Source organism: Nocardia arthritidis NBRC 100137, assembly GCF_001612765.1.
Classification (GTDB): Bacteria; Actinomycetota; Actinomycetes; order Mycobacteriales; family Mycobacteriaceae; genus Nocardia; species Nocardia arthritidis.
Genome location: NZ_BDBB01000067.1, coordinates 12,931 through 28,692, shown reverse-complemented (window position 1 = coordinate 28,692; position 15,762 = coordinate 12,931). Strand labels below are relative to the sequence as shown.

Annotated in this window: 16 protein-coding genes and 4 pseudogenes; 9 read left to right on the top strand and 11 right to left on the bottom strand. The window is 67.1% G+C overall.

The window, feature by feature from the left end; translation table 11 throughout:
• Positions 1-49 precede the first annotated feature (49 nt).
• From NA8_RS35965 to NA8_RS33295, 5 genes and pseudogenes are all read right to left on the bottom strand, one after another.
• Positions 50-229, bottom strand: coding sequence for a group II intron maturase-specific domain-containing protein (locus NA8_RS35965; RefSeq protein WP_084467224.1), 180 nt, complete (start codon positions 227-229; stop codon positions 50-52).
• A gap of 16 nt (positions 230-245) precedes the next feature.
• A complete protein-coding gene (locus tag NA8_RS31055) occupies positions 246-572 on the bottom strand; it encodes a hypothetical protein (protein WP_063053860.1) in 327 nt (108 codons plus the stop codon).
• An 8-nt stretch (positions 573-580) separates the two neighbouring features.
• Positions 581-1,339 carry a transglutaminase-like domain-containing protein gene (locus NA8_RS31050; RefSeq protein ID WP_063053859.1) on the bottom strand — a complete coding sequence of 253 codons (759 nt, stop codon included), beginning with the start codon at positions 1,337-1,339 and terminating at the stop codon, positions 581-583.
• A gap of 61 nt (positions 1,340-1,400) precedes the next feature.
• Complete coding sequence (locus NA8_RS31045; RefSeq protein ID WP_063053858.1) at positions 1,401-2,261, bottom strand: helix-turn-helix transcriptional regulator; 861 nt, start codon at positions 2,259-2,261, stop codon at positions 1,401-1,403.
• Between the two features lie 131 nt (positions 2,262-2,392).
• A pseudogene (locus tag NA8_RS33295) lies at positions 2,393-2,656 on the bottom strand (cation efflux transmembrane domain-containing protein); the annotation flags it as partial.
• Between the two features lie 197 nt (positions 2,657-2,853).
• Here NA8_RS33295 and NA8_RS31040 point away from each other — a divergent pair.
• Positions 2,854-3,225: a hypothetical protein gene (locus tag NA8_RS31040; protein ID WP_063053857.1), complete on the top strand. Its 372-nt coding sequence runs from the start codon at positions 2,854-2,856 to the stop codon at positions 3,223-3,225.
• A 142-nt stretch (positions 3,226-3,367) separates the two neighbouring features.
• On the opposite strand, the gene NA8_RS31035 is transcribed toward NA8_RS31040, so the two are convergent.
• The gene (locus NA8_RS31035) at positions 3,368-4,762 is read right to left on the bottom strand and encodes an ABC1 kinase family protein (protein WP_063053864.1); all 1,395 of its coding nucleotides are present in this window, start codon (positions 4,760-4,762) and stop codon (positions 3,368-3,370) included.
• A 175-nt stretch (positions 4,763-4,937) separates the two neighbouring features.
• On the opposite strand from NA8_RS31035, the gene NA8_RS31030 reads away from it, so the two are divergent.
• Both NA8_RS31030 and NA8_RS31025 read left to right on the top strand, forming a co-directional pair.
• The gene (locus NA8_RS31030) at positions 4,938-5,600 is read left to right on the top strand and encodes a TetR/AcrR family transcriptional regulator (protein ID WP_063053856.1); all 663 of its coding nucleotides are present in this window, start codon (positions 4,938-4,940) and stop codon (positions 5,598-5,600) included.
• Positions 5,601-6,304: 704 nt separating this feature from the next.
• The gene (locus tag NA8_RS31025; protein WP_369690278.1) at positions 6,305-7,459 is read left to right on the top strand and encodes a PucR family transcriptional regulator; all 1,155 of its coding nucleotides are present in this window, start codon (positions 6,305-6,307) and stop codon (positions 7,457-7,459) included.
• 141 nt (positions 7,460-7,600) lie between these two features.
• On the opposite strand, the gene NA8_RS31020 is transcribed toward NA8_RS31025, so the two are convergent.
• Together NA8_RS31020 and NA8_RS31015 are read right to left on the bottom strand one after the other, a co-directional pair.
• A complete protein-coding gene (locus tag NA8_RS31020; protein WP_063053854.1) occupies positions 7,601-8,233 on the bottom strand; it encodes a TetR/AcrR family transcriptional regulator in 633 nt (210 codons plus the stop codon).
• An 82-nt stretch (positions 8,234-8,315) separates the two neighbouring features.
• Entirely contained in the window at positions 8,316-8,939 is a 624-nt protein-coding gene (locus NA8_RS31015) for a TetR/AcrR family transcriptional regulator (protein WP_063053853.1), read from the bottom strand.
• Between the two features lie 236 nt (positions 8,940-9,175).
• Here NA8_RS31015 and NA8_RS35385 point away from each other — a divergent pair.
• A pseudogene (locus NA8_RS35385) lies at positions 9,176-9,438 on the top strand (transposase family protein); the annotation flags it as partial.
• Between the two features lie 57 nt (positions 9,439-9,495).
• Here the strand turns inward: NA8_RS35385 and NA8_RS35380 are convergent.
• Positions 9,496-9,798 (bottom strand): annotated as a pseudogene (locus NA8_RS35380) (SAM-dependent methyltransferase); the annotation flags it as partial.
• 518 nt (positions 9,799-10,316) lie between these two features.
• Between NA8_RS35380 and def the strand changes: the two are divergent.
• The 4 genes and pseudogenes from def (at position 10,317) to NA8_RS35605 (ending at position 13,589) form a co-directional block, all read left to right on the top strand.
• Positions 10,317-10,883, top strand: coding sequence for a peptide deformylase (gene def / locus NA8_RS31005; RefSeq protein WP_063053851.1), 567 nt, complete (start codon positions 10,317-10,319; stop codon positions 10,881-10,883).
• Positions 10,883-11,806 carry a methionyl-tRNA formyltransferase gene (gene fmt / locus NA8_RS31000; RefSeq protein WP_063053850.1) on the top strand — a complete coding sequence of 308 codons (924 nt, stop codon included), beginning with the start codon at positions 10,883-10,885 and terminating at the stop codon, positions 11,804-11,806. Before def ends, fmt begins: the two co-directional genes overlap by 1 nt.
• A gap of 329 nt (positions 11,807-12,135) precedes the next feature.
• Positions 12,136-13,461, top strand: a pseudogene (locus tag NA8_RS30995) (RsmB/NOP family class I SAM-dependent RNA methyltransferase); the annotation flags it as partial.
• Between the two features lie 5 nt (positions 13,462-13,466).
• Positions 13,467-13,589 (top strand): hypothetical protein, encoded by a 123-nt coding sequence (locus tag NA8_RS35605; RefSeq protein ID WP_281199195.1) that lies wholly within the window; start codon positions 13,467-13,469, stop codon positions 13,587-13,589.
• A 119-nt stretch (positions 13,590-13,708) separates the two neighbouring features.
• On the opposite strand, the gene NA8_RS30990 is transcribed toward NA8_RS35605, so the two are convergent.
• Positions 13,709-14,581, bottom strand: a complete 873-nt coding sequence (locus tag NA8_RS30990) for an RNA polymerase sigma factor SigF (protein ID WP_084467222.1) — start codon at positions 14,579-14,581, stop codon at positions 13,709-13,711.
• Positions 14,581-15,003 (bottom strand): ATP-binding protein, encoded by a 423-nt coding sequence (locus NA8_RS30985; protein ID WP_063053863.1) that lies wholly within the window; start codon positions 15,001-15,003, stop codon positions 14,581-14,583. The genes NA8_RS30990 and NA8_RS30985 overlap by 1 nt, the downstream gene beginning before the upstream one ends.
• A gap of 96 nt (positions 15,004-15,099) precedes the next feature.
• On the opposite strand from NA8_RS30985, the gene rpe reads away from it, so the two are divergent.
• A complete protein-coding gene (gene rpe, locus NA8_RS30980) occupies positions 15,100-15,756 on the top strand; it encodes a ribulose-phosphate 3-epimerase (RefSeq protein WP_063053848.1) in 657 nt (218 codons plus the stop codon).
• Positions 15,757-15,762 lie beyond the last annotated feature (6 nt).

Genomic DNA, 15,762 nt, shown 5'->3' with positions numbered 1-15,762 from the left:
GACATCCCGAACACCCTGTTCGGTCGATTGGGAGACAGAACCTAGTGGTTCAGATAGGCGAGGGGGCCGATGAGGCACCGGGCCGGAAATAGCCGCACCATCCCCGCGTTGTCGCGTTCACGCGCCGCACCAGGTCATCGAGGGGCTGGTTCGGTTCGACCGCCGGATCGTCCTCAGTTTCCGCTGCACGGCCAGCACGGCCTTCTTCGACGGATACGTAGGTGGGCAGTAGTCCTGTGCGGCGCTCAGTCTCCTATTTCGTGGACGACGGCCTCGGCGCGTGCGTGCAAGACCTCGTGCAGGACCAGTCGGGACATGGACGTGTTCGACATGTGCCCCTCCAAGGTGAGCACCATGTGCGCGGCGGCGCGGCGGCATTCCTGGACCAGGTCGACGAACGCCGGTGGGAGTAGTCCGCTCTGCGGTGATGGTTCATGGAACACGGTGGCCAGCTCGTAGCCGAGTGACCTGGCGGCGGCCCGCAAAGTGTCCTCACCCGCGTCACGGTCGCAATCATGGATCAAGTCATCGCGCATGTACCCGTAGGCGAGAGGTAGCAGTGCAGTCATCATAGATAGACCTACTTACCCGCGCGGCTGCTCAGAGACGTGCGGAGTCGGGCTGCCGAGGGGCTGCTGGGGGTGCAGGATCGGACGGCGGCGGCGTTGCGGTTCATGATGTGCCGGATGTGGTGGTTGAACAGCCATGCGCGGAGGCCGCGGATGTTGGTTCCGTGTTGGCGGTAGAAGGTGTCGGGGTCGTGGTAGGTGCCGTAGTCGTTGTTGACGCCGGTGGATTGGATGGCGGTGTCGGTGCCGTTCCAATCGATGGGTGGTTGGGTGAGGTTGGTGGTGCCGACGCCGTAGCCGAGGAACCGGTCGCGTCGGTCGGGGAATTTGGCGCGGATTCCGTCGAGGTATGGGCGGTCGAGGATGACCCCTTCCAGACCTACCCACCGTCGCTCGTGCTGCACTTCGGCCCAGCTGTGGATGATGTCGCGGGGTGCGATGTGGTAAAGCGCGCCGGTGAGGATGCCGCGTTGCAGGCTTTTGTGGATGGTCGCGCCGTGGAAGCGGGTGGGCACGTCGAGGGCGCGCAGCAGCGCCATGAGCAGGGTGGTTTTGGTGTTGCATTGGCCGTAGCCGTCGGCGAGCACGGCGGAGGCGGGGATGTCGTCGGAGGCGTTGTAGCCGAAGGGGATTTCGTCGCGGACGAAGGTGTAGACGGCGGCGATGCGGTCGGGTGTGGGCAGGTCGGTCCAGCCGCGCTCGCCGATGAGTTGCTGTAGCCGGGGGTGGTTGTAGTCCAGGAACGTGGTGGGGCGCAGGTGGGGGTCCATGATCTGACGGTAGGTCGGGTCGGGGTCTCGGGCTTGAATGTTGCGGTCGTTGTGGGTGCGCTCAGCTGCCGCCGAGGAGTGTGGTGTTGTAGAGCAGGGTCGAGGGCGCCAGCCCGAAGTTGGTGCGGAACACCCGGCTCAGGTGTGCCGAATCGCTGAACCCGGCGTGGCTGGCGGCGGTGGTGAGGTCGGCGCCGCGGCACAGTTCGTCGACCGCGCGTTGGATGCGCATCCATAGCACGTAGCGGCGGAAGGGGATGCCGATCTGCCGGGAGAAGGTGTGGGTGAGCCAGGTCGGCGAGACGTTTGCGTGCTTGGCGGCCGAGGATAGCCGTGGTGTGCCAGAGATTTCGCCGCGGAGGTAGGCGAGGGCTTGCGCGACGGGCGGCGCGAGCGGTGCCGCGGGGATGGCGTCGATGCCGAGGGCAGTGATCAGACCCTCGCACCAGGCGATGGCCTCTTCGGCGGTCATGTCGGTTTCGGGTGGCGCGAACGTCGCGAGTTGCTGTGTCAGATCGGTGCCCGCCAGGTCGACGGCGCGGTGCTGTAGGCCGGTGCCGCGGCGACCGGAGCGGTCGATCAGCACCAGGGCGATCCGCCCGCCGTGGGCGTCGAATCGATGTGCGGTGTCGGCAGGGATGAGGGCGGCTCTGACCTGCCTGCGATGCTCGCCCAGTTCGATGTCGAGCTCGCCGTCGAGGCCCCAGACGAATTGGATTGCGTGATGGGCATGCTCGTCAGCGGCCGCACCTGGGCCGAGATAGACGATGACGCCGGGTGCGACGATGACCCGACCCGCCCACCTCGGGGGGCAGCCGACGCGCCGGGTCGACGGCTCGGGCGGGCGGGCGGTTGCGACAGGCCCGGTCGTGGCGTCGCGTTGGCCGCCTGCATCGGCGGGTGCGGTGGGCTGACTGGTCATCCCGAGTGGGTTGGGCTACCAGGACAGCCGCTTGCAGCGTTCGGCCATGCTGGCGGCTTCGACCTGCAGGGTGTGCGCGCGCGCCGTGGTTGAGGTGGTAGGAGTCGGCAGGAGTTCCGGTGCCGCGACCATTCCGCGCGGTACATCCCGTAGGAGCGGTCGACCCGCCGGGGCGCGGGGCGGGCCACCAGGATCGCCACCAGCGCCATCACGACACCGAACACGTGCGCGGAATCCGACAGCAACGCCAGCGACGAGGTCGACAACCCGACGACGAGCTGGGTCACGAACGTGACCAGACCCAAGCCGATCGCCAGGATCAGTCGCCGCACATATTTCCCGGAGGCGCTACCGGCATCCGCCACCGACACCCCGTGATCATGCCCTCGCCCCATGTCGACCTCCTCGCGCACCCGTGCCGACCTCTGTCCGCGCATCACCTTTCATCGCGCCGCGATGGAACATCCCGCCCGCCGAAAGCATGGTAACATTCGCATGTGACATTCTAATGTGGGAGGTTGTCCACGATGTCTGTTCAATCGCCCGTGCTGGCAAGCCGAGGCGAAGCTGGGACCTGACCGGAGTTCGATGGTTGTTCTTCGCGCCGTTCGCGGTCTACGTCGTGCATACCTTGGAGGAGAGACCGGGGTTCGCGGCGTGGGTGTCGCAGCATATCGCGCCGATGTCGATGGAGGCCTTCGCCCTCGGTCACATCCCACTGATCCTGTTGATGCTGTGGTGTTCCTGGCGGGCGTCCCGGCCCGAGGCGGGTGCGGGTTGGGTAATCGCGGCCGTGGCGTTTGGGGTGCGGGACTGGTATCGACCCGTATCAACCGGTCTGTACTCCCCTGATCGCGTCTTTTGGTCGCGACCGGTTTCCCTGGCGGGGTCCGCCGCTGGTGAAACCCGCGGCCTCGAATGCCGTCCGGCGGCGATGATGGCGAGCATGAGCCTGCTCGGATGATTAGGAGACAGAACCTAGTGCCCCCGCCGTTGTGACACACCACGAGTGCGTAGTACCGCCCGCCGTCGTCTGCCGGTCGGGAACATCGGCGAAGATGGGTCGAGAAGCGGATCAACGTCTCCGCAGTTCGATGATGACCTGGTCAGCGGTGAGGAGGGCCCGACAGTCGCCCGGCTCGCCAATGTGCCGTTGTCCGCCCGATATCGGTTGCTGGAGGCTCGCCGTAGAGCCACTCACGGGCCAGTCGATGCCAATTGTTGGTTGTCTCGAGCTGACCGAGTGCGGCGAAGGTGAACAACTCCGCTCGCCTGGAGAACACGTGCTCAGCCGGAAGCAGTTGATGCCGGATACCGCGGAATTCGTCCGCCCTCGGGTCGACGGCGAGCACCACTGCCGCGGTGGCGAGTTCGGGGGTGATCGTGATCTCCTCGTCGAGCAAATGCCAACCCGAGGCGGCCCACACGTATTCCAGGCATTCCTGTGGTGTGACGCTCGCGTCCGGGTCGATGATGCCGCGTCCGACCCACGCCTGGTACAGATCCTCGGCCCGGTGTTCCCCGGCGGCGAGCAGGGACGCGCGCTCGAACTCGGCGTCCGCGGGTTTCATCCTGTAATAGAGCCCGAAGTCCACGAAGGCGAGGCGACCGCCTTTGTCCAGAAGGATGTTGCCGGGATGCGGGTCACCGCAGAACTCGTAATCGGAGAACAGCGAACCGATGTAGAAGCGGTAGATCAGCTCACCGATCCGATCTCGGTCGGCCCTGGGCAGAGTCTGAATCTCTTGGAAGGGCCTGCCTTCGACGAACTCTGTCACGAGAACGTGGTGCGTGCAGTGTTCTTCGACGCTATCGGGGACGGTGATGAAGGGATGTTCGTGGAAGCGCGAGGCGACTCCGTGCTGAGTCCGCGCTTCGCGCCGGTAGTCGAGTTCACCGCGGATGTTGCGTGCGATCTCGTCCAGCACGGCGGCGTCTGCCGCGCTCGGCAGCACAGATCTCCACAGCGTGGCGAACAGCTGCAAGTTGCGCATGTCCGCCTGGACGGCCTCGTCCGCACCGGGGTATTTCACCTTCACCGCGACCATTCGCCCGTCATGCAATTCCGCCCGATACACCTGGCCGATCGAGGCTGCGGCCACCGGCCTCTCCTCGAAATCGGCGAACACTCGCGACATCGGTCCGAGATCACCCTCGATGACCTTCCGCATCGCCCTGAACGGAACCTCCGGTGCGCGATCTCGAAGTTCGGCCAGCTTCTCCCGAAACAGTTCACGGTGGGATTCGGGGACGAGGTCGACATCGAGAACCGACAGCATCTGGCCCAGCTTCATCGCCGCACCCTTCATCCCGCCGAGCACTGTGACCATTTGCTGCGCGGCTTGCAGCGCGGACCGCTCGGCGAGTATCTGCCGGGCTTCGTCAGGCCGACCGATCATGGACAACCGGGTCCCGACTCCACGCACAGCCCGCCCCGCGACCAGTCGACCCAGCCGGCTACCCCGCGCCAGTCGACCTCTGGGCAGCTGACCGGCCGCCATCAGCACCTCCGTGGGTCAGCCCATGGCCAATATCGCGTACCGCTGGTGTCGGCCGTTCCCGCAATGTCGGCCGTCGATTCAACGGTCTGACAATCTACAACAGGCGGCCGTGATATTCGACAGCTGAAGCTAAAATGAGCAAAGCTCATTTTTCAACCCAAGACAGGGAAGTGTGATGCCGCACAAGGCCGTCCGACAGCGCCGTCGCCCGACCCAGCGGCGCGCGAAGGAAACAAGGGAGCGGATACTCGACACCGCGGCGCGGTTGTTCGGCGAGTGTGGAATCGCTGAAACCTCGACGAACCGGATCGCGTCGGAGGCAGGGTTGAGCATTGGCACGGTCTATCGGTACTTCCCCGATCGGACCGCGATCGTCGATGAGCTGCTCGAGCGCCTTCTCAACATCGCGGAGCGGCGCTTTACCCGCTGGGTGTCCGACTTGTCGCAGCGCCCGATTACCCAGCTGCACCCCTCGGTTCCGCAGGTATCCACCAAGATGCTGGAGCTGTTCACCGAAGAGCTGGTCGCCAACGCGCATCTGGTGCGGGCGCTGGGCGGCGAAGTCCGATCCCATGGCAGCCGCATTCCCGAGTTCGAACTGCGTCTGCGTCCGCTGGTCAAGGTGCTGTTGATCCAACTGCTCGGTCCGGGGGACGATCACAAGTATGACGTGATGGCATACGTGCTGCTCAACATCGGCTTCGCGGCGGTGCTACGCACAACGGCCCGGGAGGTCGACGACCACAAACGCCGCGAGGCCATCGCGATGACCGCTCAGATGATCGGCGCATGGCTCGAGACCGAAGTACGGGCAGCTCGACTGACGTCGCTACCCTGAGGCCTGCGGCCAGGACTGTGTCAGCGCGTCCTGCGGGTACCCGGGAGTGCGTGTCGATCGGCCGGGAATCGAAGGTGGCCGGGATGGCCAACTCGTGCGGCAGCCCAGGTTCGGTGTGCACCAGTCACCGCCGCTTCGAGCGCCCCGTCTGAGGCACGTGGCGTGGCAACAAATCCCTCCAACGGCGTTCATCGCCAACCGCTCGATCTTCTGCGATCCGATGGACGATGTGGTCGGCACCAAATCGGGCATTCCGCCTCGGACTGCGGCGACCGGGCCCCCACAGCTGGATCCAGTGGCAGCAGGATCGCCCAACTCCTGGCCGACGTTCGCTGCGCGCTCGACGTGTGAGCCCAACCGCAAAAAGTGAGCAATCATCTCGCGCAACCATCGGGAGATTTCTTCGAGAGCTGTGACGAACGGTCTTCCGCCGCAGGTTGCCGCCGTGATTCACCGATACCGAGAGGTGGGCAAAGAAGAGTGGAAGGTGAGTTCGGGATCCTCTTATCGTTGGACCAACCGATCATGGGCCGCAGGTCGAATGCGTTCGCCGCGGGAGTTCGGCCGCGCGCGGCGGCCGGCCGCACCATCGGCCGGTAGAGCCGCAGCAACTGGGCGGAAGGGAGTCGACGATGACAGCCAATGGGGCACTTCGGACTGGATCGACCGTCTCGAGCGAACCGATGCCATTACCCACACGGGGCGTGCAGGGGGTGCCCCGACAGCTGGCCAGGCACTCCATCGAGAACGTGTCGACCGCCATGCTGCCCGGTGACGAGGTCGCCCGGGTCTGCCTCGAGCTGTCGGTCAGCATGCTGGACGGGCAGGATATTCCGGCGAAGACCGGCCGGCTCGCCGATGCGGCGGCCGGTTGGGCCGGGGAGGGCATGCCGATCGACACGATCCTGCACGCCATCCATGAAGGATTGAAGCTCGGTATGGACCTCATCGTCTCGAACGCGACGGTGAAGGACTACGCCACTCTGGTGGACAGCGTGAAACTGGTGGTGGAAATGCTCGACATCATGAGCACCACTGTCGCCCGCGCCTATGTCCGTGAGCAAAAGGCGGCGGTCAGTGAGCACCACACCGCCGTCCACACTCTGACCTCCGCACTGCTGGGGGGGTATACCACCGCAACAACAGCCCGCGAAGGCGGAATAGGCATCGCCGAAGAGTATTCGGTTCTGGCAGTAGATGTTCCGAAACACCCGGACGAGCAGCATCCGATGCTCGACGGCAAGGTCGTCGCCCGCCGCAAACTGCGCCGCCTGCAGGCCGAACTCGCTACCCGCTGCGGCGAAAACGCACTCGCGCTGCTCAGTGTGGACGGCGGGACGATCCTGATCCCGACTACGACGCTGAGCGATGAGCGGCTCGACGAACTGCTCGCCCAGCTGTCGGTGGCCGCGCGCGTACCGATGACAGCGGTCGTTGTCACGGCGTCGGCCACGGCAGTGCCCGGTGCAGCCGATCGCGCTCACGAACTGCTCGACATGGTGCGGCGGCTGCAATGTGCCCCCGCCCTGTACCGCTTCGCCGATATGGCGCTGGAGTATCAGCTGACCCGGCCGGGTCCGGGTCGTGAGACTCTCGGGTCGCTGCTGGACCCGCTCGACGATCACCCCGAGCTGTTCCAAACCTTGCGCAGCTATATCAGCAACAACCTCAATCGCCAACGCACCGCCCGCTCGTTGCAGATCCACACCAACACCGTCGACTATCGGCTCAGGCGCATCAGCCAGGTCACCCGACTCGATCCCACCACCACGTCGGGTGTGTGGCAGCTACGTTCGGCGCTCATCGCCCGCACGTTCAGCAAGCGCAGCCGATCCGATATCCATATCGACGCCGTGTGAACTGCCAGGCGGATATCCTCGCCCTATTCATCTGCCTGCCTCCTGTTGTGAGCAGGTTTGCGCGCGGTGTCGGTTGCTGAATGTGACCGCTACGCAGCCGAGCGGCCAGTTGCCGGCTCCGGTGCCCAATAGTGGTGGTGGTTATCCGGAGCTTGACAATGCCGCGCTTTCGGCTTCGGCCCCTGCCGCGATCAGGCGGGCGGTCATGACGATGACTTCCTGACGCTCGCCGGTGTCGGCGTCGAGTAGCGCGGCGCGGACTGCTGCCGCGAAACCGACGTTGATCAGAACGAAAGCTATTGCATCGTGGTCATTTTCATTGCAGGGGCCGAGCACCCGGATCAACAGAACTTTCAGCAGCGCGCGCAGGCGTGGTTCGAATTCCGGGAGACCGCTGTTGTAGTAGGCCAGCCCTCCCGCCAGCGCCCGCACCAGTGAAGCGTTGGCCACCAGTTCGTCGGTGATGGCCTCGAGAATTGTGATGGCCAGTTCCAGAACGGTTCTGTCAGCGGAATCGGACACGCTGCGAATGAGGTGCCGTTCGATACTTGCCAGTAGCCTTTCCAGCAGCTCGTCCACCATGACCGCACGGTCGGTGAAGTGTCGGTAGACGGTATTGACGCTCACCCCGGCCTCGGTAGCGATCCGGTTGGTCGAGGTATTGGCGATCCCGTGTTCCCCGAACAGGCATGCGGCGGTATCGAGAATGTGCTCCCGGGTGGCCTCCGCGCGTTCCTGTGTCGGACGACGAGTCGCCTTCTTCGGCGGGGTCACGTACTCGCTCCTGTCTGCCCACCCGGGGCGGCGCGGTGTCGCACGACCTGACGGTGCGCCGATTGTTCCGCGTTCGACTGCGTTATGCCGAGTCCTGCGTGCCTTCGGATTCGATCCACGCCGCGACGGCACGCGCGGTAACGGTGAGGGCCTGTCTATGTTGCTGGGTGTCGATCTCGAGTACCGACGCGCGGAGCGCTGCAGCGATCCCGGTGTTGACCAGCACGATGCTCATGATGTCGTATTTGTGGTCGTCGCCTGGGCCGAGCAGCTGGATGACGAGCACCTTGGCGAACAGACGCAGACGGAGCTCGAGATCGGGGATGCCGGTGTCATAGAACGAGACTCCGACCGCAAGTGCACGTATCAACGGAGCGTTTGCCACCAACTCGTCGGTGATAAGCCCGAGGATGGACGCCACCAGCTCGGTGGTGGTTTGCTCCGCGAGACCGAAAACACGCTCGGTGAAGCGCTGTTCGGCATCTTCCACCAGCCGATCGATCAGCTTATCCACCATGACCGTGCGGTCGGAGAAGTAGCGGTAGACGGTGCCAACGCTCACTCCGGCATCGGCGGCGATCGAATTGGTCGAAGTGTCGGTGATCCCGTGTTCTCCGAACAGGCGTGCGGCACTGTTGAGGATATGCTCGCGTGTCGCCTTCGCACGTTCCTGTGTCGGACGACGGGACCCACTGTTCGGCGGCATGAGACTCCTGCCTGCTGTCGCTGGGAACGGCCATCGTCGCCAACCCTACGGTCTGTACCAGCGCCCCGGATTCCGATTCGCTGGACCATGTCGAAAGGTGGGCGTCTGATCTTCGGCTAGGGCTCTCTTCCGGTGGCTGATCGTGGTCGCCTGACGGCAGGATGCCTGGGTGGGCGAGGCGGATGTTGCTGTCGGGCTGGTGTTCTCGGGTTTGTAAGCGCTGGTGATCGATGAGGGTTGTCGAGGAGGGCTGGAGGCTCGTAGTGCGGGCCCGGACAGCGCCCGGCCCGGCGGTGTGCTCACGCTGCGGTGAGGAGCCGGAGAAAGCCCACAGCTACCACCACCGGACCGTCGCCGACCTGCCCGCAGACGGTCGCGTGGTGATCGTCCGGGTGCGGGTTCGACGACCGGTTTGCCCGATACCGCAGTGCTGCAGGACTTCCGTGAACAGGTTCCCAGGCTGCTCGAACGCTACCAGCGGCGAACGACGCGACTGACCGGCACCGAGGTCGAGAAACCGATCGATGCCCACGGTAGCGGACGACCCTGTGCACCCAGCGGCGGTGCATACGAGCGGCGTCGGCGAGGTTGGGGCGACTTCGCGCAGTTCGTCGAAGACGTAGCGGTCGACGGCGTAGTTGTCCTTGCCGCCGAGGCTGTAGTCGTAGACGCGGGCGATGCTCGCGCGGGTGGTGTCGACACCGACCGGCGTACGAACACCGGTGATCGGTACGAGATCGGGCGTACGGGACCTTCCCCGGGGGCTGCGGTCGTGGTCGGCCAGCTCGTGCGTCTGCTGGAACGTGATTGCGTGTTGCTCTGTGGTGGTGACGGGGTCGGCATCGCGGAGGCCGTTCATCGGCGCGCCAATCGGCGGTCCGGGAGCCGGGCCGGGATGGGATCGCGTGCACGTGGGTGAACGTCGAGAGTTGCGATGGCTTCAGCTGATTCCGGCGGTACGCAGAACGAACTCGACCTTGTCGCGGGCTGTGGTCCGTAACGATCTGGTGCGGGTCAACGCGTGCAGGCCGAGCGACCGCGTCTGGTCGGTGGGTGGTGACGGCGTCACCACTTCACTGGTGACGCCGTCACCACGGAGACCGAAACCGTTCTGACCTGCGGTGTTGACGCCGTCGCCACGATCCCGTTACGTTCTGTCGTGAAACGCGCCGACGTGTTGTGAACCTGCAGGTGAGGAGCAGGTCAGGTGCCACCGACAGGTCGCTGACCAGTGCTTTTCCGGGCGGCCGGACGGGGGGATCGACACCCCGCCCGGACCGCATAGGAGTTCTATCAGCTTCCGGCCGGCGAATCGGGGATTTCCGGGTGTCTCACTAGAATGGGGCGACCGTATTCATCCGCTTCCGGGAGCCAGCCGTGACCATCCAGCCCGTTCGCCTGTTCGGCGATCCCATCCTGCGTGCCCGCGCCGCGGAGGTCACCGCGTTCGACCGCGATCTGCGGCAGCTGGTGACCGACCTGACCGAGACCATGCACGACGACGGCGGGGTCGGGATGGCCGCGCCGCAGATCGGGGTCGGGCTGCGCGTATTCGTCTACGACACCGGCGACGCTTCGGGGCATCTGGTGAACCCGCAGTGGGAGGTCGGCGGCGACGAAGAGCAGGTCGGCCCGGAAGGCTGCCTGTCGATCCCCGGCGTGCGCTACGACACGCGCCGGGCCTTGCGTGTGCGAGCGTCCGGTGTGGACGTCGACGGCGCGCCCGTCGCTTTCGAGGCGGAAGGGCTGCTCGCGCGGTGCGTGCAGCACGAGACCGATCATCTCGACGGGGTGCTGTTCATCGACCGTCTCGACCCGGCCCAGCGCAAGGAGGCGATGCGGGTGATCCGCGAATCCGATTGGTTCACAGCGGGATTGACGGTGCGTCCCGCGCGCTCGATGAGCGGCTCGGGCCGACCCAACCCGTTCGGGGCCGGCCGCTGATGCGCGTCGTCTTCGCGGGCACCCCGGAACCGGCGGTTCCGTCGCTGCGGCGTTTGCTGGAATCGGCGCGTCACGAGGTGATCGCCGTGGTGACGCGGCCGGACGCGGTCGCAGGGCGCGGCCGGAAAGTGACCAGGTCGCCGGTCGGTCAGCTGGCCGACGAACACGGCATCCCGGTCCTCACCCCGCGGCGTCCTTCGGAGCCGGAATTCCTGGCGCAGCTCACCGACTTGGCGCCGGACTGCTGTCCCGTCGTCGCCTATGGCGCTCTGCTGCCCGAGCCGGTGCTCGACATCCCGCGCTTCGGCTGGATCAACCTGCATTTCTCGCTGCTGCCCGCGTGGCGGGGCGCGGCGCCGGTGCAGGCGGCGATCGACGCGGGTGACGAGATCACCGGCGCCTCCACCTTCCAGATCGAGACCGGGTTGGACACCGGTCCGGTCTTCGGCATGGTGACCGAGAAGATCGCCGTCACCGATACCGCGGGCACCCTGCTGCAGCGCCTGGCCGACAGCGGCTCCCGCCTGCTGGAAGCAACGCTCGACGGAGTGGAGGACGGGACCTTGCAGGCCGTCGCGCAGTCCACCGACGGCGTCTCCTACGCGCCCAAGGTCGGTGTCGAGGCCGGGCATGTGCGCTGGGACCAACCGGCGCTGGCCATCAGCAGGCGGATTCGCGCGGTCACCCCGGCCCCCGGGGCCTGGACCGAGGTGGGCGGCACGCGGCTGAAGCTGGGGCCGGTCGAGCTGGTCGAGGAGGAGTTGCCGGAACGCGTCATCGAGGTGCGCAAGTCCGGCGTGTTCGTCGGCACCGCCACCACCGCCGTGCGGCTGGATCAGGTGCAGCCGCAGGGCAAGCGCATGATGGCCGCGCTCGACTGGGCGCGCGGCGCCCGCCTGCAGCCCGGCGCGGTGGTCGAATGACGCCGCGCGGCAACCGGCCCGGTGACGACAACGCCCGCGACCGGCGGCGCGACGACCGTGAGTCCGCGCCGAACCGTTCCGGCGAGGCCGGTCGGCCTCGTACGCAGGGTGGTCCGCGGCAGGACCGCAATGGCGCGGGACGGTCACGAGCGGCCGATCCACGGGCAGGCAGCGGGCGAGCCGAGGCGCGCGGTCGCGACCGCGACGAACGGCGCGGCGGCGCGGGACAACGCGCGGCGACGGGCCGGTCGGATCGTTCCACCGCCGGGCGGCCGTCTTCGGGATCCAAAGCCACCGCAGGCAGGCGACCGCATCGTAGAGAGCCCGCCGATCCGCCGCGGACGGCCGCGAGGGATGTGCTGCGAGCGGTCCGGGAGCGCGACGCCTACGCCAACCTCGTTCTGCCCGCTCTGCTGCGGGAGCTGGGATTGTCGGGTCGGGACGCGGCGTTGGCGACCGAACTCGCCTACGGTGCGTGCCGGTCGCTGGGTCTGCTCGACGCGGTGATCGCCGAGGGGGCGGGCCGGCCGATCGAGGAGATCGACGGACCGCTGCTGGACGTGCTCCGGCTCGGCGTCTACCAGCTGCTGCGCACCAGGATCGGCGCGCACGCCGCGGTGGACACCTCGGTGGCATTGGCGCGCTCCGAATTCGGCGCGGGCAAGGCGGGATTCGTCAACGCCGTGCTCCGTCGGGCGGCGGAGAAGACCCCTGAGCAGTGGGTGGAGGCGCTCGCGCCCGCCGATCCGGTCGGCCGTCTGGCGTTCGAGTACGCGCACCCGGTCTGGATCGCGCAGGCGTTCGCCGACGCGCTGGGAGCGCGAGCGGGGGAGTTGCGCGAGGTGCTCGCCGCCGACGACTCTCGGCCACTGGTGCATCTCGTGGCCCGCCCGGGCGACATCACCGCGGAGGAACTCGCGCTGGTGACCGGCGGCGAGGAGGGCCGCTGGTCGCCGTACGCGGTCTACCTGGACGGCGGTGACCCGGGCAAGCTCGAGCCGGTGCGCGAGGGCATGGCGGCCGTACAGGACGAAGGCAGCCAGCTGGTGGCGCTGGCGCTGACCAGGGCCGAGCTCGACGGACCGGACACCGGTCGCTGGCTGGACCTGTGTGCCGGACCGGGCGGCAAGGCCGCGCTGCTGGGGGCGATCGCCGCGATCGACGGCTTCCGGGTGGACGCGGTCGAGCCCGCCGCGCACCGCGCCGAACTGGTGCGCAAGGCCGTGCGTGACCTGCCGGTGGACGTCCACGTCGCCGACGGCCGCGCCAGCGGACTGACTCCGGGCTATGACCGCATCCTGGTGGATGCTCCGTGCACCGGGCTCGGCGCGCTGCGCCGCAGGCCGGAGGCGCGCTGGCGGCGCACCCCCGCGGACGTCCGCGAACTGGTCGTCCTGCAGCGCGAATTACTTTCCGCCGCATGGGAGTTGCTGCGCCCGGGTGGTGTCGTGGTGTATTCGACCTGCTCGCCGCATCTGCCGGAGACGGTGTCGATCGTCGCCGACGCGGTGCGCCGCCTCGGCGCCGAGCAACTCGACACCCGCGAGCTGCTGCCCGGCGTCACCGATGTCGGGGACGGACCGGGGGCGCAGCTGTGGCCACACCGGCACGGCACCGACGCCATGTTCTCGGCCGCGCTGCGCAAGCCGCGCTGAGCGGCATGCCATTCGTCCGCGCCGGACGCGCGGACCCGCCGCGCCCTCCGACCATGACGATGACCTGGCGGCACGTGGTGGTCATGGCTGCCGAACTGCCGGAGGTGGAGGAAGCTACCTGGTCGTGATCGACGTCGACCACGTCGCGCCCGACCAGTGGCGGGAACTGCCCGACGACGCCGCGCGGTGGCTCACCGCCCCGGCGAAGGCGCGCGAGTCGCGCGAACCCGAAAGCCGCTGAACGCGCTCATTCCCGGCTGGACTGTTCGCGCAGACGGGCAAGGGTTTTCGCCAGGATGCGCGACACGTGCATCTGGGAGATGCCCATCTGCTGCGCGATCTGGGTCTGGGTCATCGATTCGAAGAACCGCATGGTGAGGATGCGCCGTTCCCGCTCGGGCAGCCCGGCCAGCAGCGGCCGGATCGCGACATACTCCTCGACCCGATCGAACTGGGACTCCTCCTCGCCGAGGGTGTCCAGCAGCGAGGCGTCGGTGTCGCGGCCGAGGGTGGCCGCGTCGATCGAACTCGGCTGGTAGGCGTTGCCCGCGATGACCGCCTGGGTCACCTCGTCCGGATCGACGTCCAGCTCCGCGGCGATCTCCTTCGCCGTCGGGGAGCGGCCGAGGGTCTGGGAGAGACTGTCGATCGCCGCGCCGATGCGTAGGTGAGTCTCCTTGACCCGTCTCGGCACCCGCATCGCCCAGGTGTTGTCGCGGAAATACCGGCGGACCTCGCCCATGATGGTCGGCACCGCGAAAGACAGGAAATTCGAGCCGCGCTCCACGTCGAAACGGTCCACCGCGTGCACCAAGCCGACCCGCGCCACCTGGGTCAGATCATCGAACGGCTCACCGCGCCCGCTGAACTTGCGGGCGATGTGGTCGGCGAGCGGAATGCAGCGGCTGATCAGCTCCGCGCGGAGCGCGGCATGCCGCGCCGTCCCCTTCTCGCTGGCCGCGAGCTGCTCGAAGAGCAATCCGACGTCGTCGTAGCCGGGGACCGTTCCCGCCGCTTCCAGGGTTTCCTCGGCGTCGACGGCGTCGACGGGGTCCTCGGTGGTCAGCGTGTCTGCGTCCTCGTCGCGCTGTGCATCGAACACGGTTTCTTCGTCCGCCACTACGCCTTCCCCCGGACCCGACGGAACTCGACCGTTGTCGGATATCCGGAGATCGCCGGGTCGTACGAATCCTGGGTCGCGTCCACCGCGTCGGTGAGGGTGCGCAGCACATGCCAGCCGAAGCTGCGCTGGTCGGGCAGTCCCGGTTTCTCCGCGATGCCTTCGACCCGGACGAGCAACTCGGTGTCACCGACGGTGAACCGGCAGTTCAGGCTCGTTTCCGGGGCGGCGACCGCGATCAGCGTCGAGCAGACCTCGTCGACGGCCAGCCGGATGTCGGCCACCTCGTCCAGCGTGAATTCGCTGAGTAGGACGAGGGTTTCGGCGAGCCCACGCACGATGGGCAGTTGTGTCACCGACGCCGCCACCCGAATCTCCACCGGGGTGCTGTAGAGCCCCTGTTCCGCCGAAATATTGATCACCCTATGCAGGCTACCCACTCCCGCGCTGGGCAACCCCGGGGACCGTTAGACTCCGGCGTTGTGTCCAACCCGACTTACCCGCGTCCGGCCGTTCCAATGATCGCCCCGTCCATTCTCTCCGCCGACTTCGCGCATCTCGCGGACGAAGCGAAGGCCGTCGCAGGCGCCGACTGGCTGCACGTCGATGTGATGGACGCGCACTTCGTGCCGAATCTCACGCTCGGCCTTCCGGTGGTGGAGAGCCTGCTGAAGGCGACCGAGATCCCGCTGGACTGCCACCTGATGATCGAGGATCCGGGCCGCTGGGCGCCCCCGTACGCCGAGGCGGGCGCGCACAATGTGACCTTCCACGCGGAGGCGACCGACGATCCGATCGCCGTGGCGCGCGACATCCGCGCCGCGGGAGCCAAGGCGGGCCTCTCGGTGAAGCCCGGCACGCCGATCGAGCCGTACCTGGAGATCCTCCGCGATTTCGACACCCTGCTGGTGATGAGCGTGGAACCGGGCTTCGGCGGGCAGTCGTTCATCCCGGAGGTGTTGCAGAAGGCGCGCATCGTGCGGAACCTGGTCGATTCCGGCGCGCTGCGGCTGCTGGTGGAGATCGATGGCGGCATCAACGCCGACACCATCGAGGCGGCCGCGGAGGCGGGAGTGGACTGCTTCGTCGCCGGGTCCGCGGTCTACAGCACCGCCGACCCCGGGGCCACCGTGCAGAAGTTGCGCGATCAGGCGGCCTCGGCGTGGGCGCGCTGATCGGGT

What these genes read in the sequence shown, in the direction of transcription:
- NA8_RS31055 (WP_063053860.1), bottom strand. Translation starts at nt 572, where the DNA reads ATGATGACTGCACTGCTACCTCTCGCCTACGGGTACATGCGCGATGAC.
- NA8_RS35605 (WP_281199195.1), top strand. Translation starts at nt 13,467, where the DNA reads ATGCCATTCGTCCGCGCCGGACGCGCGGACCCGCCGCGCCCTCCGACC.
- NA8_RS31045 (WP_063053858.1), bottom strand. Translation starts at nt 2,261, where the DNA reads ATGACCAGTCAGCCCACCGCACCCGCCGATGCAGGCGGCCAACGCGAC.
- NA8_RS31050 (WP_063053859.1), bottom strand. Translation starts at nt 1,339, where the DNA reads ATGGACCCCCACCTGCGCCCCACCACGTTCCTGGACTACAACCACCCC.
- rpe (WP_063053848.1), top strand. Translation starts at nt 15,100, where the DNA reads ATGATCGCCCCGTCCATTCTCTCCGCCGACTTCGCGCATCTCGCGGAC.
- NA8_RS31035 (WP_063053864.1), bottom strand. Translation starts at nt 4,762, where the DNA reads ATGGCGGCCGGTCAGCTGCCCAGAGGTCGACTGGCGCGGGGTAGCCGG.
- NA8_RS31030 (WP_063053856.1), top strand. Translation starts at nt 4,938, where the DNA reads ATGCCGCACAAGGCCGTCCGACAGCGCCGTCGCCCGACCCAGCGGCGC.
- NA8_RS31015 (WP_063053853.1), bottom strand. Translation starts at nt 8,939, where the DNA reads ATGCCGCCGAACAGTGGGTCCCGTCGTCCGACACAGGAACGTGCGAAG.
- fmt (WP_063053850.1), top strand. Translation starts at nt 10,883, where the DNA reads ATGCGCGTCGTCTTCGCGGGCACCCCGGAACCGGCGGTTCCGTCGCTG.